Below are 25817 nucleotides of genomic sequence, written 5' to 3' on the forward strand. Positions count from 1 at the left end.
GCAAACGGATGATTATCATGTCAAAGAAAACAGCAATCGTATTCGGCGGTTCCCGCGGTATCGGTGCAGCAATCGTCGAAGCATTGGCCAAAGACGGCTATAATGTCGCGCTGACCTATGTCAGCAGTCAGCCTAACCAGATGCCAGAAATCGCAGATGCAACCATCAAGGCCTATCAGGTGGATATTCGTGACCCGAAATCGGTCTCGGATATCTTTGAAGCGGTGGCGGCAGATTTTGGCAGTGCAGCGGATTGTGTTGTTGCAAATGCCGGTATCAACGTGCCTCCGGGACCGTTGGGGCAATTCAGTAACGAAAAGTTCCGCGACCTTGTCGAAGTCAATATTGTTGGCGCTTACAACATCCTCAAAGCCGCGTCAGCCAATATCGCAGATGGCGGTACGATCATTGGTTTGACCACATCCTTGGTCCGCTTTGCTGCACCGGGCCTTGGTCCGTATAGTGCCACCAAGGCCGCGGTCGAATGTTTGCTGCGCTCTATGCAAAAGGAACTGGCAGGTCGTGGTGTACGGGTTAATGGCGTGGCACCGGGGCCGGTGGATACCGATCTGTTCCGTTCGGGCAAAGACGAAGCAGCTGTTCAGCGCTCTGCTGCGATGAGTCCGTTCAACCGCGTTGGTGATCCAAAGGAGATTGGCGAAGTTGTTGCTTTCCTTGCTTCTGACAAATCATCGTGGATCGCGGGTCAGATTGTTCAGCCCAATGGTGGTTTGGTATAATCTTCATCCCGGTCTATTAGGGAAATACCACCCGGAAATGGGCGGCCAGACAAGGTTTCTGGTCGTCCATTTTTAAAGGGCAAGGTCATCTTATGTGATACTCGGTTTCCTCTTTCCCCCCTCCAGCTCCCCTGAAAGCTTTTGATTTGACTCTGATATCGGGCGTTCCTAAATAAGAACAAATAGAGAACATTTGTTGTGTTTGGGTAAGATGCTTGCTGAACGGATCAGGGATGCCCGGGCTGTCTTGGCACGGGCCGAAAAAAGTTGGAGGGGAAATGTATCCTGTTTCCCCGGCAAGGCAGGCGGTGTGGTCGGCTGCCTGTTTGGTGGTATGGCCTTGTCACGCAATATCAGCATCGGCGGTTTTGTGCCGGTTGGTATGCATGAGGTGATCTGTGCCCATGATGGTGGGGCGGCGTCGATTTTGGCCTGGTATCTGGCCCGGATTGCTCCGCAAGAGCAGAGGGCAGGACACGGAAAATTACAAGGCTGCGAGCAAGACAGATCGCAAGGAAAACCGCAAAACAGCGCACAGGACCATGCCCAGTCAAACCGGTCTGTTTTCTGGGTTCGGCAAAGACGGGCGATTGATCAGGGCGGGTTTTATCATCTGGCCTTACCGGTCGGGCAGGCAACGGATCCCCCGCCCTTGATGATGACAGTCGATCAGCAGGATATCGCCTTATGGAGCTGTGAGGAGGCCGCCAAATCCGGACAGGTCGCATCGATTATTCTGGAAACCACCGATTACGACCTGACATCGGCAAGGCGTCTGCAACTGGCCTGTGAGGCGGGTGGAACCCGGATAATTGTTTTGCGCCGGGCATCGCATGGCGGGCGGTTGATGCCATCAAGTGCACTGACACGCTGGAAGATCGAACCGGCCCCAAGCTCGTCAGACACCAAGACAGGGAATATTCATCATCTCAGCCTGATCGGGGGACGCGGGGTCCGACCGGGAAGCTGGAAAGTCAAAACCGATGCATCAACGTTTTCTTTATCTGTGGTTGACCCACTGGAAGACGGATTGTCAGAAACTCAGCAGGACCACGGCCGATACCCGCCACAAGGCGGACCAGGACGTGTCATCTGAAAACAGCAACCCCACCGAACCGGCAGATGATGCTGACGGGCCACATGTCATCACGCGTGCCGATCACAAAGGGGTTCTGGTATGCGGGCTGAATGCCCGGGCCCGGGCCGCCGGATTATACGGGGGCATGCGTCTGTCCGATGCGCGCAGTATCCTTCCCGGTTTGCACGACAGCCCCGAGGATGAGGCGCTTTATGACATGCATCTGGCGGGATTGATCCGTTTGATGGATCGATACAGCCCCTGGGTCGCGCCGGATCGGGAGTTGCATGCGCACGGCCTGCAAGGTGATGGCGGATTATGGCTGGAAATTACCGGCGGCAGTCATTTGTTTGGCGGGGAAAGCGCCATGATCGGTCAGACCTTGCGTGATGTGAAATCCCGGGGCTATGGCGCCAGAATTGCCATTGCCGATACGGCCGGGGCCGCCTGGGCCGCTGCGCGCCATCATCCCGGTGCGCCGACCGAGCATATCCTGTCCTTGCCCGCCGATCATGAAATCGCGGCAGGATTTCCGGTTTCGGCCCTGCGTCTGTCGGATGACATCATCGCCCTGTTGTCGCGGCTTGGCCTTAAGCAACTGGGCGATATTACACCCTTGCCGCGCGCCAATATCACCACCCGGCTGGGACCCGATGTGTTGCGCCGTCTTGATCAGTTTTATGGGCGCTTGCCCGAACATCTGAACTTCAAATTGCCCGATACTCCCTGGCTGATCAAACAAAGCTTTGGCGAACCGCTTGGCGATGCGGCCAATCTGGCACTGGCGATCGAAGACATGACCGGCAAGCTGTGCGAGATGCTTGCGGCTGAAAATCTGGGCCTGCGGCGGATATGTGTCCGTTCGATCCGGGTGGATGGTCATGCTCATACCATCACCACGACAACCGGGACCCCGTGTCAGTCTGCACCGCATATTTTGCGATTGCTGGGCGAAAAGATGCCCGGTGTCGATACCGGTTTCGGTATCGAGCAGATCATTGTCCATGCGCCGTGGGTAGAACATGTCGCCTTTCGCCAGGCCCGCCTTGACCATCAGCAGGATGACAGCAGTGAGGGGCTTGCATTGGGGCAGTTGATTGACCGGATCTGTCATCATCTTGGACCAAATGACATTCTTTATCGTCCGGCCCATCACGCAAGCTACATGCCCGAACGGGCCGCCATTCGCCAATCTCCGGTTGGCGGGGCAAGGCCGTCACGGCTGCCAGATGCCCCCTTGCCAAAACGTCCTGTCAGATTGCTCGAGCCCCCCGAACCGGTGGAAGTCATCGCACGCAGTACCAATGGCGCGCCAACGCGGCTGCGCTGGCGCAAAATGATTGTGGATATCGCCTGCGCCGAGGGGCCTGAACGCATCTGTCCGGAATGGTGGGGGCATCTTGATGACGATCATTACGCCCTGTCGCGAATGACACGCGACTATTTCCGGATCCGCGATCAGAAAGGCCGGATGTTGTGGCTGCTGCGCACCGGACATGCGGGGCAGGATATCTGGTCAATCCACGGGATTTTCGGGGGATGATGCCATGACACAGCAAGCCATTCGCACCGATGAACCGGTCTATGCCGAACTTCAGGTCAGCAGCAATTTTTCCTTTTTGCGCGGGGCATCCCATGCCGAGGAACTGGTTTTGACCGCGGCGACCAAGGGATTGCATGCCATTGCGCTGACGGATCGCAACACATTGGCCGGTGTCGTGCGTGGACATAGCGCACATCGTAATTATGCCGACCGGTTAAATTACATTGTTGGTTGTCGGCTTGATCCGATGGATGGCCCATCCTTGCTGTGTTATCCGACCGATCGGGTATCCTATGCGCGATTGTGCCGGTTGCTTACCCTTGGCAAGCGCCGTGCGCCCAAGGGGGCGTGCGAGATTTATCTTGCCGATATTGTCGATCACAAGGACGGGTTGCTGTTCATTGCCGTGCCACCACAGGTGCCGGACGATGCATTTCGCAGCGATCTGGTGCGGCTCAAATCATGGTTCGGGGGGCGATTGTGGCTGTCTGTCGGGCGGTTTATGGACGGGTTCGACAGCGAACGCCTTGCCTTTACTGAGGAAATCGAAACCCGTCTTGGCATTCCTGCGGTCGTGACCAATGATGTTCATATGCATCTTCGGTCGCGCAAACCCCTGCAGGATGTGCTGACCTGTATCCGCCATCATTGCCGGATCGAGGAGGCCGGTTATCGGTTATTCCCCAATGGGGAACGCCATATCAAGTCACCGCGTGAAATGGCGCGTCTGTTTCCCGATCATCCCCATTGGCTTGCCCGCACGGTCGAGATTGCCGATCAATGCACCTTCAGTCTTGATGAATTGCGTTATGAATATCCCGATGAAAATGACGGATCAGGCGAAGGTACACAGGAACGTCTGATCCGTTTGACCTGGGAAGGGGCGGCAAAACGCTATCCCGAAGGGGTGCCCGACAAGGTCAGAAACCTGATCGAGACCGAGCTTAAACTGATCGACGAGCTGGGCTATGCCCCCTATTTCCTAACGGTGCATGACATTGTGGCCTTTGCCCGGTCCAGGGGGATTTTGTGCCAGGGGCGTGGATCGGCGGCCAATTCATCGGTTTGTTTTTGCCTGCATGTCACATCGGTTGACCCCAACAAGGTGGAGTTGCTGTTTTCGCGCTTCATCAGCAATGCCCGCAACGAACCGCCCGATATCGACGTTGATTTTGAACATGAACGCCGCGAAGAAGTCATTCAGTTCATCTATGAACGATATGGCCGTGAACGTGCCGGATTGACCGCGACGGTGATTTCATACCGGTCGCGCAGCGCCATTCGTGATGTCGGCAAGGTGTTCGGCCTGTCCGAAGACACCATTGTCAAACTGACCAAAACCATCTGGGGGTCAAGCAGCAAGGGTGCGCATGACACCATGATGCGCCAATCGGGCATTCATCCCGATGAGCCAAGGCTGAAGGCCGTGCTTGATCTGGCGGGCGAACTCACCGGATTTCCCCGCCATTTGTCGCAACATGTCGGCGGGTTTGTCATTACGCGCGGGCCGCTGTGTGAGCTTTCGCCGATTGCCAATGCGGCGATGGCCGATCGCACGACGATTGAATGGGACAAGGACGATATTGATGCGCTGGGCATTCTCAAGGTCGATATCCTCGCCCTCGGGATGTTGACCTGCATTCGCAAGGCACTGGATGATTTGCGCACGCACAAGAATATTGATTATGACCTTGCGACCCTGCCCAAGGAAGACCGGGCAACCTACCGGATGCTTGAAAAGGCCGACAGTATCGGGACTTTCCAGGTGGAATCGCGTGCACAAATGAGCATGCTGCCCCGTCTTAAACCCAAAAGCATCTATGATCTGACCATTCAGGTGGCGATTGTGCGCCCCGGTCCCATTCAGGGCGGCATGGTTCATCCCTTCTTGCAGCGGCGCATGGGCCGGGAAAAGGTCGAATATCCGTCCAAGCAGCTTGAAGCCGTTTTGAAGCGAACCTGCGGCGTGCCGCTGTTTCAGGAACAGGCGATGCAGATCGCCATTGTTGCCGCCGGCTATTCCGGCGGAGAAGCCGATAACCTGCGCCGGGCCATGGCGACCTTCAAACGCACCGGTACGATCGGCGAACATCGCACCAAATTCATCAATGGCATGCTCAAAAACGGCTATGACATCGAGTTTGCCGAACGCTGTTTCAAACAGATCGAAGGCTTTGCCGATTACGGATTTCCCGAAAGCCATGCGGCAAGCTTTGCCATTCTGGCCTATGCGTCATCCTGGCTGAAATGCCATCATCCGGATGTGTTTTTATGTGCGCTTTTGAACGCGCAGCCGATGGGGTTTTATGCCCCGGCGCAATTGGTCAATGATGCGCGCAATCACGGGGTGCGGGTGCTTGAAATCGATATCAATCACAGTTTCTGGGACAACCGGCTTGAACGTGAAATGGGCCGGGCCAGCGGCTATCACGCGGTGCGGTTGGGCTTTCGCCAGATCAAGGGATTTGGCGAACTAGATGCCCTTGCCCTGATGGCCAATCGTCCGGCTGGCGGCTTTCAGGATATCTATCTGATGGCGCGTCAGACCGGTCTGTCACCTGCGGCCCTTGAAAAACTGGCCGAGGCCGATGCGTTTGGATCTCTTGGTCTGTCGCGGCGCGAAGCGCTTTGGGCCGTCCGGCGCTTTGGCAAGGGGCGCAAACCACCCGCTGCCTTGCCCTTGTTTGAAGCAGCCCAGAATTTCAACCACAATATGGGGGTATCAGCCGAATTCGGGCCGGAAGCCCCGGTGGATTTGCCGGTTATGGAGCCGGGCGAAGAAATCATCGAGGATTATGCAAGCCTGCGCTTGTCGCTTAAGGGGCATCCGATCAGCATGTTGCGTGATGCCCTTGGCGGGGCCGGTATCAGCAAGGCGACGGATCTGGCCCGGGTTCGCGACGGCGACCGGATCAGTCATGCCGGTCTTGCCATTGTGCGTCAACGTCCGGGTACGGCATCGGGGGTGGTGTTCATCACGCTTGAGGATGAAACAGGCATTACCAATCTGGTGGTCTGGAACAAGGTGATGGAAAAATACCGACGCGAAGTCATGACCGCCACGGTGATGGGGGTAACCGGCAAGCTTCAGCGTGAAGACGGCGTGACCCATATCATCGCCGACAAGCTGGTTGATCTGACCCCCATGTTGCAAGGATTGACCGAAAACAACAGAATTGCGCGCAGCAACAATACCCATCCGCGCAATCTGCGTTGGGCAAGCGGGCTTGATGGTTTGGGCTCCTCACCTGCATCAAAGACGCAAACTGCCCCGACCCTAAAAATCGACAGTCATGATTTTCATTGAACGCCCAACAGATGCAGCGATTTTCTGTGCCGCAGTTATCGGAATTGGGGCAGCTATGCCTATGCTTCGAACCCTTCGTCTTCGTCGGCGGAATAGTCTTTTAGCTGATCAATGATCGACAGGGCCTTGGCTTTTGGCAAGCTGCTTCTGGACCCAGTGCATGACCTTGTTCACCAGGCGGTCGGGTTCGATCGGCTTGGTGATATAGTCATTCATTCCGGCATCCAGGCATTTTTCTTTTTCACCCGACATTGCATTGGCGGTCATAGCGATGATCGGAATGTTTGACATGACAGGGCCAAGAATGCCGCTTCTGATCTGTTTGGTGGCTTCGAACCCGTCCATGCCCGGCATCTGACAATCCATCAAGACCGCGTGAATCGGTTCGGAAGCATAGCGCATGATTTCGAGTGCCTCGGCGCCGTTGGTTGCGGTCAGCAGGGTGAAATCCATACCCGACAGCAATCCCTTGGCGACTTCGATATTGATGGCATTGTCATCGACAATAAGAATGGTCGCGACCTTGTCCAGAAGCGCAGTGGTTTCTGAAGTACTTTGTTGTGCTTTTCCGACTTTGTCCGGTGGGGACTTTTTCCTCTGTGCTGACATCGACAGTGTGTTCTGCTGGCGCTGTTTCGGATCCAGATTGGCGACCAGTTCGGAATAGTTGATCGGTTCGGACAGCCAATTTGTTTTGCCCTTATATTTTAACTGGTTACGCCGGAAATTCTGCACGATTAGCAAATGTGGCAGTTGTGTGCCATTCAGGGACAGACTTTCCAAGAACGAACAGAATTTTTCAAGTCCACCATCGGTTTGATCGGTAATTGCAATATCGATTATTGGGTGGATATGGCCTGATACCGTATCTGTTTTCATGTTGATTATATCGCCGCCAAGCCTTTTGATCTGGCGCGATACTACGATAAAGGTTTGTTCGTGACTCAGGTCTACCAAGACATATTTGTCTTTCAAAAGTCTGGGAACGAATCGTTCCTTGGCTGTTTTTGCATCGAAATATACATGGAAGAAAAAGCGACTTCCGTTACCTTTACTGGAATCAAAATTGATGGCACCACCCATCAATTCGCAAAGTTGACGGCAGATCGACAATCCAAGCCCAGTGCCGCCAAATTCGGATGAAATGGATGTGTCTTCCTGGGTGAAAGCAGTGAATAGTTTTTCCTTGTTTTTATCCAGAATGCCAATGCCGCTATCTTCAATGGAAACATCCAGACGGACACGTTCCCCGTCAGACCTGCTGGCGACGTAGATCCCGACATAGCCTTTATCGGTGAATTTAATGGCGTTGCCTACAAGGTTATTCAGCAATTGTTTGAGGCGCGTGGTGTCGCCGTAAAGTTCTATATGCTCAAGGTCGACCGTATCGAGAATCAGCTCAATACCCTTTTCGCGCGACCGGATGGCGGATGAGCTTGCGATCGCTTCAAACAATTCCAGCGTGTTAAACGGTTTGTTTTCAAATTCAAGTTTTCCGGCCTCGATTTTGGACAGATCAAGGATGTCATTGATCAACGTCGTCAGGGTTGAACAGCTGGTTTCTGCCATTTGCAAATATTTTTGCTGACTTTCCGTTAGCGGTTCGCGCTGGATCAGTTTATGGGCGCCGACCATGCCGTTTAACGGAGTGCGCATTTCGTGACTGACATTCGAGATAAAGGCACTTTTCATATCACTGACTTGCAGTGCCTTTTGATGGGCTTCGGCGAGTTCTTCCGTGCGTTTGGCGACTTTTTCTTCAAGCTCGGCATTGGCGCGACGGATCTGGCGTTCGGCAACCCTTTCCTGGGTCACATCGCGGGCAATCACCGCAACGCCGGTAATCCCGCGGCTGTCGCTTACGATCGGGGAGCAGGTCAATAACAGTTCTTTCTTCTCCGCCGACGACGAGGAAGAAAAAGTGGCATCAAAGGACAAAGGTACTCTTGATGTCGCAACCTGTTTGATTTTGTCAGAAAAATCGACATCCGGCAGGATGTTCAGATCGGCGATATTGCGCCCTATTACTGCATTCGGGTTTATTCCAAACATCTTTTCGGCGGTTTCATTGACGCTGGAAACCGTTCCGGATCGCTTGAGCCCGATCACTCCGTCAGAAGAACTGCGGATGATTGCTTCGTGTTCTGCGCGAGCATCGGCAAGATGAATGCTGTTTCTGTATCCACGCAGCAAAAGCAAAAGCGTGATGGTCATAATGATAATGGAAACCGCCGCAAACCCGTAAGTCGACAGGCGCCTTTTCCAGATCACGTCGGCGACCCGTTGCGATGCAATTGCGGCATACAGATGCAATACCGATGCCGGGTTTGATGCAAACTGAATGGTGGATGCCTGAATATAAAATCGGCGATTCGAACTGAGTTCAGTCGCGGTAATCAGGCCGGTTTGTTCGTTCTCGCGGGTGTCGTAATCTTTATCCCAGCGATGTTCCGGCAGCAAATCCCGGCTGAACCGGTATTCTTCAAGCGGATGGGCAATATAAAATCCGTCATCATCGGTCAGGATGATTTCGAAATCGCCGGTGACTTCTTTTTGCAGACGCGCCAGAAGGTTCTGCGCGTTGATATTCATGATCAGAAAGCCAAATCGCGTGCCGTCTTCGTTAAAGATCGGCAGCGACAACCGCAAGGTTGGCCGGATCGGATATTCAATCTGGCCGAATTCCTGGTTCAAATTGATGCGTGAAACAAACAGCTCGTCCGGTTTGAGGGCGGCGGAGTGGGCGAAATAGTCGGTTGTGCCCTTGTCCTGAAGCATTTGATCAGGCACGGCATAAATATTGCCGCCCCTGCGGTTCACCCGGACAAGTTCGGATCCGGCATCATTGGTCCGAATGATCCGCAATTGATCGATCGATGCATTGTTGTGAAGCATCGCGATGAAAATCGTCTCAAGACGAAGCTTCCACTGGTCAAAACTGGTGCCATCAAACGGGTCAATGCCGCCATTGCTCTCCGCACGCGTCAGTCCCGAGACAGGCGGGGTCGCGTGCAGGAAGCTCAGATTGTCGCGAAACCTGTAAAGATCGTTGAACAGAACCGAACGTCCCTGCGCAAGAAGCTGTTGCAGGTCCTGATTGGTGTCGCTGAAGACTTCCTGTTCAACCGACTTTTCGTAAAAGAAGATGAAGCCCGAAGCAGCGCTCAGCAAACACAAAATGCATATCGGCAAAAGCCACCGAGATGTATCCTTCACATTCCCTGTCACGAAGCTGCGCATGCATTGGTTCCTCAAGTCACCTTATGTGGGCGACTTTGTTTGGGTGGCTTCGCCTATAGATTGTGTTTGTTGAGAAGGATTTAAACATCACAACCGAAATTAGCCCGATTGTTTCAACTGCGCGCCACAATGCAATCATAACGTGTAATGAACTTCGGTCAATTGCGCGGGTAAACAAATGCGATTTTCCTGCTGAAACCGGGCATAAGTCGTTTCAACAAACTGCCATTTACGGTATCCTCAAAACGTCAGAAGAAGGACCGGTCTGCTTGGCAGCAGGTGTATTTAACCTTTGCAAATCCACAGGAATTTTGACGGTTGCAAGAACCCCATTTTGATCTGAACTGGGATGACTTAAAGCATCTTCTGGTATTGTCACGCGAAGGCACCCTGTCTGCAGCAGCAAGGGTTCTTGATACGTCGCGCGTAACGGTCAAGGCGCGGATATCCAACCTTGAAAACAGTATGGGGGTGCGTCTGTTTTCACAGGACAAGACCGGCTATAAACTGACCCGCGACGGGCGTGATCTGGCCAGCTATGCACTTGAATGTGAACGTCAATTACGGCTTGCTTTTGCGCAGCAGAACAGTCCCGCAGCCCCGCGCCTGAAAATCCGCGTCGGTGTTGTAGAAGGCATCGGGAACGGGTATCTCGGTGAAAAGATTTCCTGGTGGCTTCGTGGACAGAATATTGATTTTGAACTGGTTTCACTGCCCAAGCAGGCCCGGATCACAAACAGAGAAGCTGATATCTGTGTAACCTTGGAAGAACCCGAAGGTGAAAACATCATCAAAAAGGTTCTCACTCCCTACACATTGGGTATCTATGCCAGTGAAGGCTATATTGCCGAACACGGCCCGCTTAAGGGATCGCAGGATGTTCTTGACCATATGTGGGTCGGATATGTCCGGGATCATATTTTCTCCCAGACCCTGAATTATCACGAAGAACTTTCACCAAATCTGAAATATGCGTTCCGCGGAACCAGCATGGTGTCGCAATTATTTGCCACGGCTGCCGGGCTGGGACTGGGGATTTTCCCGATCTATCTGATTTCGGAATTTGATCTGGTGCGGGTCTGTCCGGAAATTGCATTCGAGCGCAAATACTGGATTTCCTCGTCGAGCGACCTTCATCGGTTTCCCGGTTTGATGTCCGTTTGGAAATTTCTGCTCGAAACCTGTCAAAAAGACCGGCGACTGTTCTTTGAAGGAAATTAGCGGGACCGGATTTCTCCGGCCCCGCCAGCTGTTCGGATCGTTTTACCTTATTGCGCGTAGATCAGGTCAGGAAGCCACAAGGTAATCCATGGCACATAGGTGATCAGGATCAGGGCAACAATCATGATCGCGATAAACGGCAGACAGCCGCGCAAGACATCGCGCAGCGACATCTTTGATACCCCCATCGCGACAAACAGGTTCAGGCCGACCGGCGGTGTCAGCATGCCGACCGAGAAGTTCACAACCGTGATCAGGCCAAAATGCACCGGATCAATACCGACCTGGGCGGCAATCGGCTGAAGCAACGGGGCAAGAACGATGATGGCCGATGCACTATCAAGGAAAAAGCCGGTCACCAGCATGACAACATTGAACAGGGCCGCGATGGTGAAGGGATCGCTTGTGTTGCTCAAAACCTGTGATGACAGGTTCCCCGGCGCCCCGGTGATCGTCAGAAGCCACGAAAAGGCCGAAGCCCCGGCCGTGATCAAAAGCAATGTTGCGGCAATGGCACCCGACGATTTCAGGATGCTTTTAAGCTCGTCAACGCCAATCTGCTTATAGATGACGGCCCCGACAAACCAGCCATACATGCAGGCAACTGCCGCGGATTCCGTGGGGGTGAAAATACCGGAATAAATGCCGCCCAAAAGCAGGAAGGGCAGACCAAGACCCCATGCCGAGCGACGAATGGCCAGAAGGAAGGCCGCGCGTGTCGGGAAATCTTGGCGCGGATAGCCGCGACGGATGGCAAAAATCACACAGGCTGCAATCAGAAGCGCGCCAATCAGAAGGGCCGGACCAACACCGCCGGCAAACAGTTTGCCGACCGATGCCCCGGTAACAGAGCCATAAATGATCAAGCCGATACTTGGCGGAACAATCGGGCCAAGCGTTCCGGCCACCGTGATCAGGCCGATAGCAAAGAAGCGGTCATAGCCCGCGGCCACCAGTGCCGGGAACATGATGCTGCCAATGGCAATGACCGTTGCCGGACTTGATCCCGAAATCGCCCCGAAAAACAGGCAGGACAGAACGGTTGCCGCAGCAATACCGCCCGGGATCCAGCCAACCAGAACGGTGGCAAGATCGACCAGTCGTTGTGACAGGCCGCCAATGCGCATCAGTTCGGATGCAAGAATGAAGAACGGAATGGCCATCAACGAGAAATTGTTCATGCCTGCGAACATGCGCATCGGAACAATTACCGGATCAAATGGTCCCCAGAAACCGACGGCAACAACAACGGCAAAGGCCAGTGCCGCAAAGATTGGCAACCCAAATAGCAAAAGGCCGCCGAATGAAAGCAATAGTCCTGATAACATTATTCTTTTGCCCTGTTAAAAACCGGGAATCAGCTTCGCGAAAAGCAGCTTACATGGCGCGAAGGTTTTCTTCTGATGCTGCGATCTGCTTGCCCTGCCGCAACTGCATGAACGCATAGCCATAGCGAAACAGCGACAGGAGCCCGGAAACGGGAATGATTGCGTAGATTGCTGCGACCGGGATGCGCAAGGCAGGCGACAGCTGGCCACGATCAAGCGTATTGAGGAAAAGTTTCCCGCCGAAATAGACCAGTGCACCGGCAAAAAGTATTCCGAGAACAATGGCAATCATTCGAAGAACGGGGATGTGTTTTTCCGGAACAAGCGCATCAAGAAGGTCGACCGAGATGTGGCTGCCAAGCCGGATGCCGATACTGATGCCGACAAAGCTCATTACGATGATCGAATAGAGTACAACTTCTTCGGCCCAGTAAAGCGGCGCGCTGAAGACATAGCGCATGACCACCTGAAGAAATGTCAGACAAATTGCGACGGCCATCAGAAAGATCATGGATCCGTCTTCGAGCCGGGCAAGAGCCTTGTCAAATTTTTCGAACATGTTGCCGTCCCATTGTCAAAAAACCGACTTGCAAGAATGCGTTCCTGCAAGTCGGTCCATCATTTCAAAATGTGCAGATTACTTGGGGCCTGCGCCGGTAACTGCATAAATGGAATTGATCAGTTCCGGTGTAACTACATCGGCGAAGGCTTCATGGACAGCGAAACTGCCTTTGATGAAGGCTTCTTTTTCAGCATCGGTCAGGCGATGGACGGCAATGTCCGAGCTGATTTTTGCCAGTTCTTCTGCCTCATACTCATTGGTGAGTTCGCGGGCCAGATCACGGGCATTGTCGAATGCGGTAACAACAATGGCGCGCAGATCATCCGGAAGCGAGTTCCAGGCATTTTCGCTCATGACTGCGGCATAGCCGTGATAGGCATGTGACGACAGGGTCATGTATTTCTGAACTTCATAGAACTTCATCGCAACGATGTTGGCGATCGGGTTTTCCTGCCCGTCAACAACACCGGCCTGAAGGCCGCCGTAAACTTCGGCAAAGGCCATCGCGGTCGGGTTTGCACCCCATTCATTGTACTGGGTCAGGATGACCGGCGCTTGCATGGTGCGCATTTTGATGCCGGCAAGGTCTTCGACCGAGGTGATTTCACGCACATTGTTGGTGATGTTACGGAAACCGGCACCCCAGAAGTTGACGCCATGCATGCCGTGCTGATCAAGGGTATCAAGGATCGAACGACCGACTTCGCCGTCAAGAACCTTGACCATCATTTCTTCGCTCGGAAGGATGAAAGGAAGATCAAGAACCTGAAGCTTCGGTTCGAAGTTGCCCAGGGTCGCGGTCGGCGGAATTGCAATCTGTACCAGATCGTTTTGCAGCTGCTCGATAATATCGACATCACCACCAAGGCCACCAGCCGGGATCACATTGATCTCGATGCGGCCATTGGATTTTTCTTCGACTTCTTTTTCGAATGCGCGTGCTGCCTTGCCATTGGGCGTGTCTTCCATAAGAACATGCCCGAAGGTAAAGGTGAATTCCTGTGCCATGGCTGGTCCGTTGAAGCCGGCCAAAGCGATTGCAGTTAATGCCGCAAATTTGAACTTGCTGTTCATTGATGCCTCCGTACTGATGGTAATTATCTGATTGTTGCTGGTTGTTCGACCAGTTTTCGACCCCGAAGACGATCTGCCATCAGGGGGTAGTTGGTGCGGGCTTCGATGAGATCATCGACATTCAGTTCGGCCCGAATGGTTTCAGCTGCGAACTGTCCGGCTTGGGCAAGAATGCCGCTGTTTGGGGAAACAATCTGGCTCAGGCCAAGGCGTTCCCAGGTCCCGACTTTTTTGCCAAGGTCAAGGAAGCCGCAAGCGTTGCATGACACGACAAACGCCTGGTTTTGAATTGCGGTAACGGTCGGGACAGTTTCCCAGAATTTCTTTTTGGTTACCGGGTCACCAGCGCCGCCTTTGATGCCGCCAGACCAGAATGAAGAGGTGACTGCAAGAATTTCTACACCCTGTCTGAAATGCTCAAGTGCAATTTCAGGGAACAGGGTCTCATAGCAGATCACAATGCCGATTTTGCCCAGTGCGCAGTCAAAGGTCGTGCGATTGTAGTCCGGCGTGTAATACAGCTTTTCAATGCCCGGGAAGAAGCATTTGCGGGTGACACCAACGATGCCTTCCGGACCGATCAGGGCCGCGCTGTTATAGATGGTGCCAACCATCGACGAACGTTCGTTGAAACCGACGACGGTATAGATTCCAAGGGTCTTTGCCGCTTCGACAATCGCATTGAGTTCCGGGCCGTCAACATCAACCGATCCCTCATTCCAAAGCCGTTTCAAGCCGCCTTCTTCATGTTTGAAAAAGCTGGTCAGATTGGCTTCTGGAAAGACGACAAGATCGCTACCGTTCGATGCTTCGAGCTGCATCTGATTAAGGATGAAAGCAAGATTTTCATCAATACCACCCAACTCTACGGGTTGGTGTTGGACCGCACTTGCTACGACCTTGCTTTGCATGGAGTTACTACCCTTCGCCTGTCAAATTGTTATCCAAAGAGCTTGCTGCCCTTGTTTGTTGGATAAACATTATCGAGGCCCGATCCGGGCGAACAGGTAGTCACTGCTTGCGCTATGTGTAAGAAAACTTACACCATGCGTGTTTATGGTAATTGTTTCAGTGGATTATTTGATGTGCGGCCTTAACAGCGCATCGGTTGCGGGCCGCACATCACGGCATCTTATCGGTTCAGATCGACCAGATGCGTTGGGCGTTGCGGTGGGTCAGGGATGCGCGTTCGGTTTCTGACGCATCGGCGATCAGGGCCTGTGTTACCGCCATCCATTGATCCAGTGATGAATTCAGGGTGCAAACCGGGCTGTCTGATCCCCACACCACGCGCTCCCAGCCAAAGCATTCAATGATATGTTCGACATAGGGACGCAGGGTTTCGAGTGTCCAGTCGGGTTTGGCATAGGCCGTGATACCGGAAATCTTTGCATTCACATGCGGGCGTTTTGCAAGTGCCGAAATGGATTGTGCCCAATCGGCAAAGCCGTCCCCGGCAATATCGGGAACACCGCAATGATCAAGAACAAACACCGTATCAGGGCAGGCATCGACAAGATCGCGGGCCAAAGGCAACTGACGTTGCAGAACACATATATCAAAAGGAAGCCCCTTTTTGCCGATCCGTCGGACATTCTCGCGGAACAGGGATCCTTGTGACAGGTCGTCGGGAACGACATGCAGCACCCGGCGAATGCCCTTGACGATATCAAGATCAAGCGTATCGAGGAATGCTTCACAATCCCCGGATTCCGGTCTTGCAGACGAAATTGCGCCGCGCATGAGGCTGCCGGGCTGTGCCATCAATTCCCCGACAAAGGTGTTTTCGGCGGCAATATCGGTTGGCGCGCAATCGACTTCCATATGCAAAACGCCCTCGATCCCGATCCGGCGTGCAGTGGTTTCATAATCCTGAAACGTCCAGTCACGATCCAAAGCAGCGACATCCTTAAGCCAGGGATAGGTGATCCGGTCGCGTGCAACGAGGTGAAGATGCGTGTCGATGAACATGGCGTTTCCTCTTTGGTTCGGCGTTTCCCGGTTGTCACGCGACAGGTGGTGCTACCTTGCGTCCCGGCGATCTTATGTTTTTTCAGCTGTAAGGTGATTTCTTGTGGAGTTCAACTTGACTCACCGATCAAGTCAAGTTTAAATATAAAAGATGCTTCCGAATATGAAAGTCACAGCAAGAATGACCTCGGAAGTGATAGTCGGTCGGGAAAGACCGTTCCTTCAGGGAGGATAGAATGAAAACGTTATTGAGCGGTGCGTCCCGTGCCGTGCTTGCGACTGCATCTTTGACGGCAGCAATTTCTGCATTCGGCACCGCGCAGGCGGGTGAATTTGACGGCGTAACCATCGAGGCAAAGCTTATCGGTGGTCAGCAATATGAAGCGCTTTATGCCCGCATTCCCGAATGGGAAGCCGCCACCGGTGCCAACGTAAATATCATCTCGAAAAAGAACCATTTCGAGCTGGACAAGGAATTCAAATCCGACATCGCAGCCGGAACCACCGACTGGTGCGTCGGATCGAACCATTCGTCTTTTGCATCCCAGTACCCGACGCTTTATACCGACCTGACCGGTCTGGTGGACAAGGGTGTGGTGGCCGAGTTCGTGCAGGCCAATATCAAGGCCGCGACCTTTGACGGCAAACTTGTGATGTTGCCGCGTGCACAGTTCGATGTGTCGGCACTTTATTATCAAAAAGACCTGTATGACGATGCCGAAAAGGCCAAGGCATTCGAAGCCAAGTTCGGCTATCCGCTTGCCGTGCCGGAAACCTGGGAACAGGTAAAGGATCAGGCGACCTTCTTTGCCGATCCGCCGAACTTCTATGGCACCCAGTATGCGGGCAAGGATGAGGCAATTGTCGGTCGTTACTATGAAATGGTCGTTGCCGAAGGCGGCAAACTGTTTAATGACGATTTCTCGCCGGCTTTTGATTCCGAAGAAGGCAAGCGCGCCCTTCAGTGGTTTGTCGATCTTTATAATGCCAAAGCCGTTCCGGCCGGCACGACCAACTATCTCTGGGATGACCTGGGCAACGGCTTTGCGTCGGGCACCATTGCGCTGAACCTGGATTGGCCGGGTTGGGCTGGTTTCTTTAACGATCCGTCATCTTCGAAAGTGGCTGGCAATGTCGGTGTTGCACCGGCACCCAAAGGATCGGCAGGTGTGCGCACCGGCTGGTCGGGCTTCCACGGTTTTTCCGTGACCGAAGATTGCGCGAACAAGGAAGCCGCAGCGTCGCTGGTCAAATTCCTGACCAACGAAGACAGCCAGAAGCTTGAAAGTGCGGCCGGACCGCTTCCGACCCGCACCGCAGTTTGGGATTACATTTCCGAACAGGCCAAAGACGATCCGTATCGTCGTGAAGTGCTGGCGGCATTCAAGGAAACTGCGGCAACTGCATTTGCCGTCCCGCCGACCCCGCTTTGGATCGAGGCAACCAACCTGATCTATCCTGAACTTCAGGCCGCCATTCTTGGTGATAAATCGGTTGATGATGCGCTTGCGGATGCGTCCGAGGCCGTTGACGATCTGATGCAGGAAGAAGGCGTCTACTAAGCCAGACTTGTGGCGGCGCAATTCGCAATTTCGGGTGTTGCGCCGCCTGACCATCCTCTGACCCAAATGCGCGGGCACAGGTCCGTGCCGATCAATGGGACATCCCGATGAATCGCTTGAAGCTTCCACCGTGGTTGGTTCTTTTGTTGCCAGCCATCATTATTCTATCGGCCGTCGTGCTGATTCCGCTCGTCCTGTCATTATATTCGAGTTTCACCTCGTATCGGCTGACCCGGCCTGACAGCATTTTCAACTGGGTGGGCTTTTTCAACTATGAAAAGGCCCTGACGGATGTGAAGTTCTGGGCGGCTTTCGGGCGAACAGTTTTGTTGCTGACCGTGGCACTCAATCTTGAGATGCTGTTTGGTCTGGGACTGGCTTTGATGGTGTCCAAGGTGACGCAGGGACAACGTCTTTTGCGCACCATGATGATGTTCCCGATGATGTTTTCGCCGATCCTGGTCGGCTTTCAGTTCAAATTCATCTTCAATGACAATGTCGGTCTGGTGAATAACGCGCTTCAGTCGCTTGGCATCACCGATCAGGCGATCCCGTGGCTGGTTGACGGGCAATTGGCGATGTTTTCAATCATCTTTGCCGAGATCTGGACCGCAACTTCGGTCTTTGGAATTCTTATTCTTGCCGGTCTGTATGCGATCCCGCGTGATCCGCTGGAAGCCGCAAAGGTCGATGGATGCACCGCATGGCAGTCGTTCCGTTATGTGACCCTGCCGTTCCTGATGCCCTTTATCTATATCGCGATGGCGATCCGGTCCCTTGATGTCGCACGTGCCTATGACATTGTGCAGATCATGACCAATGGGGGCCCGGCACGTCGTACCGAGCTGCTTTGGACCCTGATCGGGCGGACCGGCTATGTCGATGCCCGCATGGGGTATGCCAATGCCATGGGCTATATTTCGATCTTTCTGGCGATTTTCTTCACCATCTATTTCTTCAAGAAACTGACGCAGTCGCGCAAAGAACTCGGGATGGGGGCGTAAATCATGGCGAGTAACCTTAATCATCGCATGCGCCGCTATACCCTTAAGGGCCTGCATTTCTTTGGCCTTTTCAGTGCCATGATGGTGCTGTGCGTGCCGGGCCTGTGGATTGTTCTGAATTCTTTCCGCCCGACGGTCGAAATCATGGCCAAACCACCGGTCTGGATTCCCAACGAGCTTAACCTTGATCATTACCGCGCCATGTTCAGCGGTATTGGCGAGGGCGGGGTGCCGGTTCTGACCTATTTTGCCAACTCGCTGGTTATTTCGGTTACCTCAACCGTGATTGCCATTTTGATCGGGATGGCAGGCGGCTATGCCTTTGCGCGCTACAAGTTCAATTTCAAGGGCGGCATGTTTGTCGGTCTGATGGTAACGCGGGCTGTTCCCGGTGTGGCGCTTTCGCTGCCGTTATTCATCCTGTTTGCGCGGATCGGGATCATCGATACCCATTTTGGTCTGATCCTGGCGTATGTCGCATTGAACATTCCGTTCACGATCTGGCTGATTGACGGGTTCTTCCGTCAGGTCCCGCCGGAACTTGCCGAGGCCGCCGAGATCGATGGCTGTACCCGTTGGCAGGCATTCTGGCGTGTCGAATTTCCGGTGGCTCGTGCCGGTATTGCATCGGCGGGCATCTTTGCCTTCCTGACATCGTGGAACGAATATGCGCTGGCATCCCAGCTGACCCGTTCGACCACGTCAAAGACCATGCCGGTTGGGCTTCTCGATTTTACGTCTGAATTTACCCTGAATTGGGGCGGGATGTGTGCGCTTGCGGTGTTGATGATTATCCCCGCGCTGATCCTGACATTCCTCGTGCAGAAACATCTCATTGCCGGCCTTACTTTTGGCGGTGTGAAAGGATAATAAAATGGCTCAGGTCCACCTTCGCGATGTCGTCAAAAAATACGGCCCGCTTGAAGTTGTTCATTCCATCAATCTTGATATCGCGGATGGCGAATTTGTCGTGCTGGTCGGTCCGTCGGGCTGTGGCAAATCGACGACACTGCGCATGGTTGCCGGTCTTGAAGGCATTTCCGGCGGTGAAGTGCAAATTGGCGGACGTGTTGTAAACGATCTGCCACCACGTGAACGCAACATCTCGATGGTGTTTCAGAACTACGCGCTCTATCCGCATATGACGGTGCGTGAAAATCTTGGTTTCTCGCTCAAGATTGCCAAACAGTCACAGGCCGAAATCGACAAGGCCGTTGACGAAGCCGCCGAAATCCTGTCCCTGACGCCGTTGCTTGATCGCAAGCCGGGCGCCTTGTCCGGTGGTCAGCGCCAGCGTGTGGCGATGGGGCGTGCGATTGTCCGTCACCCGGAAGTCTTCCTGTTTGATGAACCGCTTTCAAACCTTGATGCCAAGCTGCGTACCCAGATGCGCGTCGAGATCAAAAAGCTTCATCAGAAACTGAAATCCACCATCATCTATGTCACCCACGATCAGGTCGAAGCCATGACGCTGGCCGACCGGATTGTGATCATGCGCGATGGCCATATCGAACAGGTCGGGACCCCACTGGATGTCTTTGAAAACCCGGTAAACACCTTTGTCGGGACTTTCATTGGTTCCCCGCCGATGAACCTTCTCGATGGTGTGGTGAAAGGCAATGAACTGGAATTTGCTGACGGCACCCGTCTGCCGGTTCCGCCGGGTTATGCAATACAGGACGGTCAGGCTGTGACCTTTGGCGTGCGGGCCGACAATATCATGCCGGTTGGTCATGCCCTGCCACGTGGTGAACATATGGCGGAGGTCGAAATGGCAGTCGATCTGACAGAGCCGCTTGGTACCGAGACCTTGTTGTTTGCGACCCTTGCCGGAACCGAAGTTCAGGCCAAGATGCTAAATCCGCGTCCGGTCCAAAGTGGCGAGCGCATGACGTTCCAGATCATGCTCGACAAATGCCATCTGTTTGATGCCGAAACCGGCGCAACCCTTCGTACGTGAGGTTGATCAATGGCGCGCATTACATCTGCAAATGCCTTTATGGTCGATCTTGAACCCAAGGTCGTGCGCACGGATGCGATTCAGTCATTCAATTCACAGGAAACGATCTTTGTTGTTTTGCGTGATGCGGATGGCGCCAAGGGCATGGGATACAGCTACACCATCGGTGATGGCGGACCTGCGATCCTGTCGCTGTTGAAAGAAACGCTGTTGCCGCGCCTGATGGGGCAGGATGCTGACCGGATCGAAGCCATCTGGCGGGATCTGTTGTTCTGTTCGCATGCCACGGCGGTCGGACCGATCATGTCGCTTGCCCTTGCGGCAATTGACACGGCCCTTTGGGACATGCGCGGGGTTAAAACCGGCTTGCCGCTTCATATTCTGGCGGGCGGGGCGAAATCATCGGTGCCGATGTATACGACCGAAGGCGGGTGGCTTCATCTGTCACCCGATGCACTGGTTGAAGATGCCATTGCCTCAAAAGAAGCCGGTTTTCTTGGCTCCAAGGTAAAGATCGGCAAGCCGACCGTGGCACAGGATTGCGAACGTCTGGAGGCGGTCCGCAACGCACTTGGTGATGATTATGAAATCATGACCGATGCCAATCAGTCGATGACATCGGGTGAGGCCAAGCGTCGCTTGCCGATGCTTGAACGCCTGAATATCGCATGGTTTGAAGAACCGCTTCCGGCTGATGATATTGCGGGCCATGCCCGGTTGCAGTCCCAGTCACGCGTGCCGATTGCTGTGGGTGAAAGCATGTATAGCCCCGGTCAGTTTGCCGATTATATCGCACAGGATGCCTGTGAGATTGTGCAGGCCGATGTGGCCCGGATTGGCGGGATTACGCCATGGCTCAAGGTCGCCCATCTGGCCGAAGCCCATAACATCGCGATCTGCCCGCATTTCCTTATGGAACTGCATGTAAGCCTTGTTTGCGCGGTGCCCAATGCGCCCTGGCTTGAATACATCCCCCAGCTTGAAGACATCGCAGCCCCGATGGCACGCGAAGGCGGTAATGCGCTTGCGCCGATGACGCCGGGCCTCGGGATCGAATGGGATCACGACAAACTTGCCGTATTAACGGTCGCAGGAAGCGCATTCGAAATTACGGAGGCACATCAATGACCCGTCATGGACAATTGATCGGGATCGGCGCGGACGCCATTGCCGAATATAAACGGCTGCATGCCGATGTATGGCCCGGCGTGCTTGCCAAGATAACTGATTGCAATATCCGCAATTATTCGATTTTCCTCAAAGAACCGGAAAACCTGCTGTTTGCCTATTTCGAATATGTCGGCACTGATTTCGAAGCCGACATGGCGAAAATGGCCGCCGACCCGGAAACCCAGCGGTGGTGGTCTCATTGCATGCCGCTTCAGCGTCCGCTGGACAGTCGAGCCGAAGGCGAATGGTGGGCCGAAATGCCGGAGGTCTTCCACCATGACTGATCTGCGCCAAACCGTCGAAATGCCCGCAAAAGTTACACCGGTTGTGATCTTTGGGGCTGGGTCCATCGTCACCGATGCCCATCTTCCGGCCTATCGCGATTTGAAGGTGCCGGTGGCCGGGATTTATGATCCCGATCTCGCCAAGGCACAGAAAGTTGCAGGCGCGTGGGGCACAATTGCCTTTGAAACGCTTGAACAGGCCGCAAGTCAGGCTGGTGTCGTCTTTGATCTTGCCGTGCCGCCCTCAGCCATTCCGGAATTGCTCGAAGCATTGCCCGATGGTGCGATTGCCGTGATCCAGAAGCCGCTTGGTTCCGATCTGGGGGAAGCGGACCGGATCATCTCGGTCCTGCGTCGCAAAAACATCAAGGCCGCGGTCAATTTCCAGCTTCGCTTTGCGCCGAATTCGCTTGCGATCAAGGATGCCATAGCCAAGGGTCTGCTTGGCGATATCGTTGATTTTGATGCATGGCTGGCACTTGATACGCCGTGGCATCTTTGGGCGTTTCTTGCCGATTTGCCACGGGTCGAGATCCTGTTGCATTCGATCCATTATCTGGATTTCGTCCGCGACTTTCTGGGCAATCCGGCGGGCGTTCATGCGCGCACCATTGGCCATCCGTCATCAACGGTTTCCAATACCCGAAGCGCGATCATGCTTGATTACGGTCATGACGTTCGCTGCAACCTGTCGATCAATCACAATCATGCCTTTGGGCGCAAATTCCAGGCCTGCGAATTCCGGATCTGCGGCACCAAGGGGGCGGCCTATATGAAAATGGGCGTTAACCTTGATTACCCGAAAGGCGAGCCTGACGAACTGTGGCTGAACACCGATGGTGAATGGCGCCAGATTGATCTCGTCGGCAACTGGTTCATCGAAGCCTTCCACGGGCGCTTTGCCCAGGTACAGCGTTTTGCGGCCGGGATGGATGATGCGCTTGAAGGTTCGGCCGAGGACGCATGGCATACCATGGCACTGGTCGAGGCCGCTTATGAAAGTTCGGCCCTTCCGATGCATCCGATCAAGGAGGCACCCGATGCTTGAGCAAACCAAATATTACGAAGATTATGAAATCGGCGAAGGGCGAGACACGGTTGGCCGTACGATCACGGAAACGGACTTTGTGGTTCATGCCGGTCATTCCGGGGACTTTTTCCCGCATCATCTTGATGAGGAATTCTGCAAAACCTTGCCGTTCGGACAACGGATCGCCCATGGCACGATGGTCTTTACCATCGGGGTCGGTCTGACCGCGACGATTATCAATCCTGTGGCGTTTTCATATGGTTATGATCGTATGCGGTTCGTCAAACCTGTCTTTATCGGTGATACGATCAAATCGCGGGTCGAAATCATCGCCAAGGAAGTGATGGAAAAACGCGCGGGTTACGGACGGGTGACCGAACGTTTGACCGTGACCAAGCAGAATGGTGAAACAGCCCTTGTGGCCGATCACATCTATATGGTGGAGATGAAGCCATGACCGCGCCCTTCCTGCATCTTCATCCCGATGACAATGTGCTGGTGGCCCGGGCATCTGCCCCGGCCGGAACGGAAGTCAAACTGGCTGACAGCACGGTTACGCTTGCCCATACCATCCCGCTTGCCCACAAGATTGCCTTTCGCGATATCGCGGCGGGTGAACGCATCCTGAAATACGGGATGCCGATCGGTATTGCGACGGCTGATATCGCCGCAGGCACGCATGTTCACATCCACAATATCCGTTCTGCCTATACCCCGACCCATGCGCTTCAGGATGCAGATGGGCAGAGCCCGGAGACGCCCAAATGACAGAAAAATTCCAAGGCTATTTGCGTTCTGACGGGCGCAAAGGGATCCGCAATACAGTCGTTGTTGCCTATCTGGTTGAATGTGCGCACTTCGTCGCATCGAAAATCGTTGCCGGTTTTGATGATGAAGACGTGCAACTGATCGGATTTCCCGGATGTTTCCCCAATGAATATGCCGCCCGTGTGATGGGGCAGCTTTGCACCCATCCCAATGTCGGTGCGGTTCTGTTCGTGTCGCTTGGCTGCGAAAGCTTTGACAAGGTGCGCGCAAAGGGAACCGTTGCAAGCACCGGGCGCCCGGTTGAAACCCTTGTCATTCAGCGATCCGGCGGCACAGCCAAAACAGTTGAAACCGGTCGCGCCTGGGTGCGTTCCGCACTTGATGAAGTCGCCAAGGTCGAACGTGCCCCGATGGGGGTCGATGAATTGATCATTGGCACGATTTGCGGCGGGTCTGACGGGACGTCTGGCATTTCCGGTAACCCGGCGGCGGGGAAGGCATTTGATCTTCTGATCGCCGAAGGGGCTGCTTGTATCTTTGAAGAAACCGGCGAACTGATCAGTTGCGAAGACATCATGGCCGAACGTGCCAAAACGCCGGAACTGGGCGAAGAACTTCGCGCAGCGGTGCAAAAGGCCGAACGGTATTACGCAACGCTTGGCTATGGGTCATTTGCGGCCGGCAATGCCGCAGGCGGCCTTTCCACGATCGAGGAAAAAAGTCTGGGTGCCTATGTCAAATCAGGTGACAGCCAGATTTCCGGTCTGATCAAACCGGGCGATGTGCCGCCGCGCGGCGGGCTTTATCTGATGGATGTGGTGCCGGATGGCGAAGTCCGGTTTGGATTCCCCAATATTTCGGACAATGCCGAAATCGTCGAGATGATCGCAAGTGGCGCACATATGACCCTGTTTGTCACCGGGCGTGGATCGGTTGTCGGATCGGCCATATCCCCGGTCATCAAGATTTGCGCAAACCCCGATACCTATCGCGCCCTGGAAGGCGACATGGATGTCAATGCCGGTGATATCATCGAAGGCAAACGATCCATCGCCGAGGTCGGACAGGAAATCCGCGATCTGGTCGTTAATGTCGCCAAGGGTGCGCAAACCAAATCCGAGGCCCTTGGTCATCGGGAATTTATTCTGACCTACAAATCATTTGATCCGATCGGGCCGTCGTGCCTGCCAGCGGTCTGAGGAGGAATTATGAAAAGACTAGAAGGAAAACTGTGTTTGGTCACCGCTGCCGGTCAGGGCATTGGCCGGGCATCGGCCGAAAGGCTTGCGGCCGAAGGCGGTCGTGTGATTGCAACTGACGTCAATGACGCTGCCCTTGCCGAACTTGGTGCCATTGACGGCATCGAGGCCCGCAAACTTGATGTCACCGACAAGGATGCGATCACGGCATTGATCAATGACATTCGTCCGGTTGATGTCCTGTTTAACTGTGCCGGGATTGTTCACAACGGCACCATTCTTGAAGCAACCGAAGAAGAATGGGACTTTGCGTTTGAATTGAATGTCAAATCCCAGTTCCGCATGATCCGTGCGGTCCTGCCCGGTATGCTTGAAAAAGGCAAAGGTTCGATTATCAATATGGCCTCGGTTGCGGGGCCGGTAACAGGGCCGGTCAACCGTCTTATCTATTCGGCGTCAAAGGCGGCGGTTACGGGCATGACCAAGGCAATTGCCAATGATCACGTTACCCAGGGCATTCGGTGCAACGCGATTGCACCGGGAACCGTGGACAGCCCCAGTCTGCATGAACGTCTGCGGGCGACGGGGGATTACGAAGGCGCGCTTAAGGCATTTATCGCGCGCCAGCCGATGGGTCGTATCGGCAAGCCGGACGAAATTGCAGCACTGGTTGCGTATCTCGCATCAGATGAAAGCGGCTTTACCACCGGTGCTGTGCATGTTGTTGATGGTGGCTGGACCGCCTGATCAGAATTTGAACAAAGGATTGGACGTAA

At 54.1% G+C, this 25817-nt stretch carries 22 protein-coding genes; 16 read left to right on the top strand and 6 right to left on the bottom strand.

What is annotated here, in order from left to right; all coding sequences use genetic code 11:
- The first annotated feature begins 17 nt into the window (after positions 1-17).
- The 4 genes from WA429_RS04570 to WA429_RS04585 all read left to right on the top strand — a co-directional run bounded on the left by WA429_RS04570 (position 18) and on the right by WA429_RS04585 (position 6668).
- Positions 18-740 carry an SDR family oxidoreductase gene (locus WA429_RS04570; RefSeq protein ID WP_287466713.1) on the top strand — a complete coding sequence of 241 codons (723 nt, stop codon included), beginning with the start codon at positions 18-20 and terminating at the stop codon, positions 738-740.
- Positions 741-1395: 655 nt separating this feature from the next.
- A complete protein-coding gene (locus WA429_RS04575) occupies positions 1396-1836 on the top strand; it encodes an ImuA family protein (protein ID WP_287466712.1) in 441 nt (146 codons plus the stop codon).
- The gene (locus WA429_RS04580; protein WP_336107174.1) at positions 1826-3361 is read left to right on the top strand and encodes a Y-family DNA polymerase; all 1536 of its coding nucleotides are present in this window, start codon (positions 1826-1828) and stop codon (positions 3359-3361) included. Before WA429_RS04575 ends, WA429_RS04580 begins: the two co-directional genes overlap by 11 nt.
- A gap of 4 nt (positions 3362-3365) precedes the next feature.
- Positions 3366-6668 carry an error-prone DNA polymerase gene (locus WA429_RS04585; RefSeq protein WP_336107175.1) on the top strand — a complete coding sequence of 1101 codons (3303 nt, stop codon included), beginning with the start codon at positions 3366-3368 and terminating at the stop codon, positions 6666-6668.
- A gap of 108 nt (positions 6669-6776) precedes the next feature.
- On the opposite strand, the gene WA429_RS04590 is transcribed toward WA429_RS04585, so the two are convergent.
- Positions 6777-9845, bottom strand: coding sequence for a hybrid sensor histidine kinase/response regulator (locus WA429_RS04590; RefSeq protein WP_336107176.1), 3069 nt, complete (start codon positions 9843-9845; stop codon positions 6777-6779).
- Positions 9846-10226: 381 nt separating this feature from the next.
- On the opposite strand from WA429_RS04590, the gene WA429_RS04595 reads away from it, so the two are divergent.
- The gene (locus WA429_RS04595; protein WP_068519432.1) at positions 10227-11129 is read left to right on the top strand and encodes a LysR family transcriptional regulator; all 903 of its coding nucleotides are present in this window, start codon (positions 10227-10229) and stop codon (positions 11127-11129) included.
- Between the two features lie 47 nt (positions 11130-11176).
- Here WA429_RS04595 and WA429_RS04600 read toward each other — a convergent pair whose 3' ends face one another.
- From WA429_RS04600 to WA429_RS04620, 5 genes are all read right to left on the bottom strand, one after another.
- Positions 11177-12457 (bottom strand): TRAP transporter large permease, encoded by a 1281-nt coding sequence (locus tag WA429_RS04600; protein ID WP_068519433.1) that lies wholly within the window; start codon positions 12455-12457, stop codon positions 11177-11179.
- A 49-nt stretch (positions 12458-12506) separates the two neighbouring features.
- Positions 12507-13016: a TRAP transporter small permease gene (locus WA429_RS04605; RefSeq protein WP_287466155.1), complete on the bottom strand. Its 510-nt coding sequence runs from the start codon at positions 13014-13016 to the stop codon at positions 12507-12509.
- A gap of 78 nt (positions 13017-13094) precedes the next feature.
- Complete coding sequence (locus tag WA429_RS04610) at positions 13095-14093, bottom strand: TRAP transporter substrate-binding protein (RefSeq protein WP_101245652.1); 999 nt, start codon at positions 14091-14093, stop codon at positions 13095-13097.
- Between the two features lie 23 nt (positions 14094-14116).
- Positions 14117-15004 carry a carbon-nitrogen hydrolase family protein gene (locus WA429_RS04615; protein ID WP_082817846.1) on the bottom strand — a complete coding sequence of 296 codons (888 nt, stop codon included), beginning with the start codon at positions 15002-15004 and terminating at the stop codon, positions 14117-14119.
- Between the two features lie 229 nt (positions 15005-15233).
- Positions 15234-16064 carry an amidohydrolase family protein gene (locus WA429_RS04620; protein ID WP_287466157.1) on the bottom strand — a complete coding sequence of 277 codons (831 nt, stop codon included), beginning with the start codon at positions 16062-16064 and terminating at the stop codon, positions 15234-15236.
- Positions 16065-16300: 236 nt separating this feature from the next.
- On the opposite strand from WA429_RS04620, the gene WA429_RS04625 reads away from it, so the two are divergent.
- From WA429_RS04625 to WA429_RS04675, 11 genes are all read left to right on the top strand, one after another.
- A complete protein-coding gene (locus WA429_RS04625; RefSeq protein ID WP_287466158.1) occupies positions 16301-17626 on the top strand; it encodes an ABC transporter substrate-binding protein in 1326 nt (441 codons plus the stop codon).
- 107 nt (positions 17627-17733) lie between these two features.
- The gene (locus WA429_RS04630; RefSeq protein WP_068519439.1) at positions 17734-18630 is read left to right on the top strand and encodes a carbohydrate ABC transporter permease; all 897 of its coding nucleotides are present in this window, start codon (positions 17734-17736) and stop codon (positions 18628-18630) included.
- 3 nt (positions 18631-18633) lie between these two features.
- A complete protein-coding gene (locus WA429_RS04635; protein ID WP_101245654.1) occupies positions 18634-19500 on the top strand; it encodes a carbohydrate ABC transporter permease in 867 nt (288 codons plus the stop codon).
- Between the two features lie 4 nt (positions 19501-19504).
- Positions 19505-20590, top strand: a complete 1086-nt coding sequence (locus tag WA429_RS04640) for an ABC transporter ATP-binding protein (protein WP_206926936.1) — start codon at positions 19505-19507, stop codon at positions 20588-20590.
- 9 nt (positions 20591-20599) lie between these two features.
- Positions 20600-21718, top strand: coding sequence for a mandelate racemase/muconate lactonizing enzyme family protein (locus tag WA429_RS04645; protein WP_114113663.1), 1119 nt, complete (start codon positions 20600-20602; stop codon positions 21716-21718).
- Complete coding sequence (locus tag WA429_RS04650) at positions 21715-22044, top strand: L-rhamnose mutarotase (protein ID WP_068519443.1); 330 nt, start codon at positions 21715-21717, stop codon at positions 22042-22044. Before WA429_RS04645 ends, WA429_RS04650 begins: the two co-directional genes overlap by 4 nt.
- On the top strand, positions 22037-23092 hold the full coding sequence (locus tag WA429_RS04655; RefSeq protein ID WP_287466161.1) for a Gfo/Idh/MocA family protein: 1056 nt from the start codon (positions 22037-22039) through the stop codon (positions 23090-23092). Before WA429_RS04650 ends, WA429_RS04655 begins: the two co-directional genes overlap by 8 nt.
- On the top strand, positions 23085-23531 hold the full coding sequence (locus tag WA429_RS04660; RefSeq protein ID WP_287466162.1) for a MaoC family dehydratase: 447 nt from the start codon (positions 23085-23087) through the stop codon (positions 23529-23531). The genes WA429_RS04655 and WA429_RS04660 overlap by 8 nt, the downstream gene beginning before the upstream one ends.
- The gene (locus WA429_RS04665; RefSeq protein ID WP_287466163.1) at positions 23528-23842 is read left to right on the top strand and encodes a UxaA family hydrolase; all 315 of its coding nucleotides are present in this window, start codon (positions 23528-23530) and stop codon (positions 23840-23842) included. The genes WA429_RS04660 and WA429_RS04665 overlap by 4 nt, the downstream gene beginning before the upstream one ends.
- Entirely contained in the window at positions 23839-25041 is a 1203-nt protein-coding gene (locus WA429_RS04670; protein ID WP_114099737.1) for a UxaA family hydrolase, read from the top strand. The genes WA429_RS04665 and WA429_RS04670 overlap by 4 nt, the downstream gene beginning before the upstream one ends.
- 9 nt (positions 25042-25050) lie before the next feature.
- Entirely contained in the window at positions 25051-25788 is a 738-nt protein-coding gene (locus WA429_RS04675) for an SDR family oxidoreductase (RefSeq protein WP_287466164.1), read from the top strand.
- Positions 25789-25817 lie beyond the last annotated feature (29 nt).

The organism is Thalassospira sp. CH_XMU1420-2 (assembly GCF_037029325.1).
Lineage (GTDB): Bacteria > Pseudomonadota > Alphaproteobacteria > Rhodospirillales > Thalassospiraceae > Thalassospira > Thalassospira povalilytica.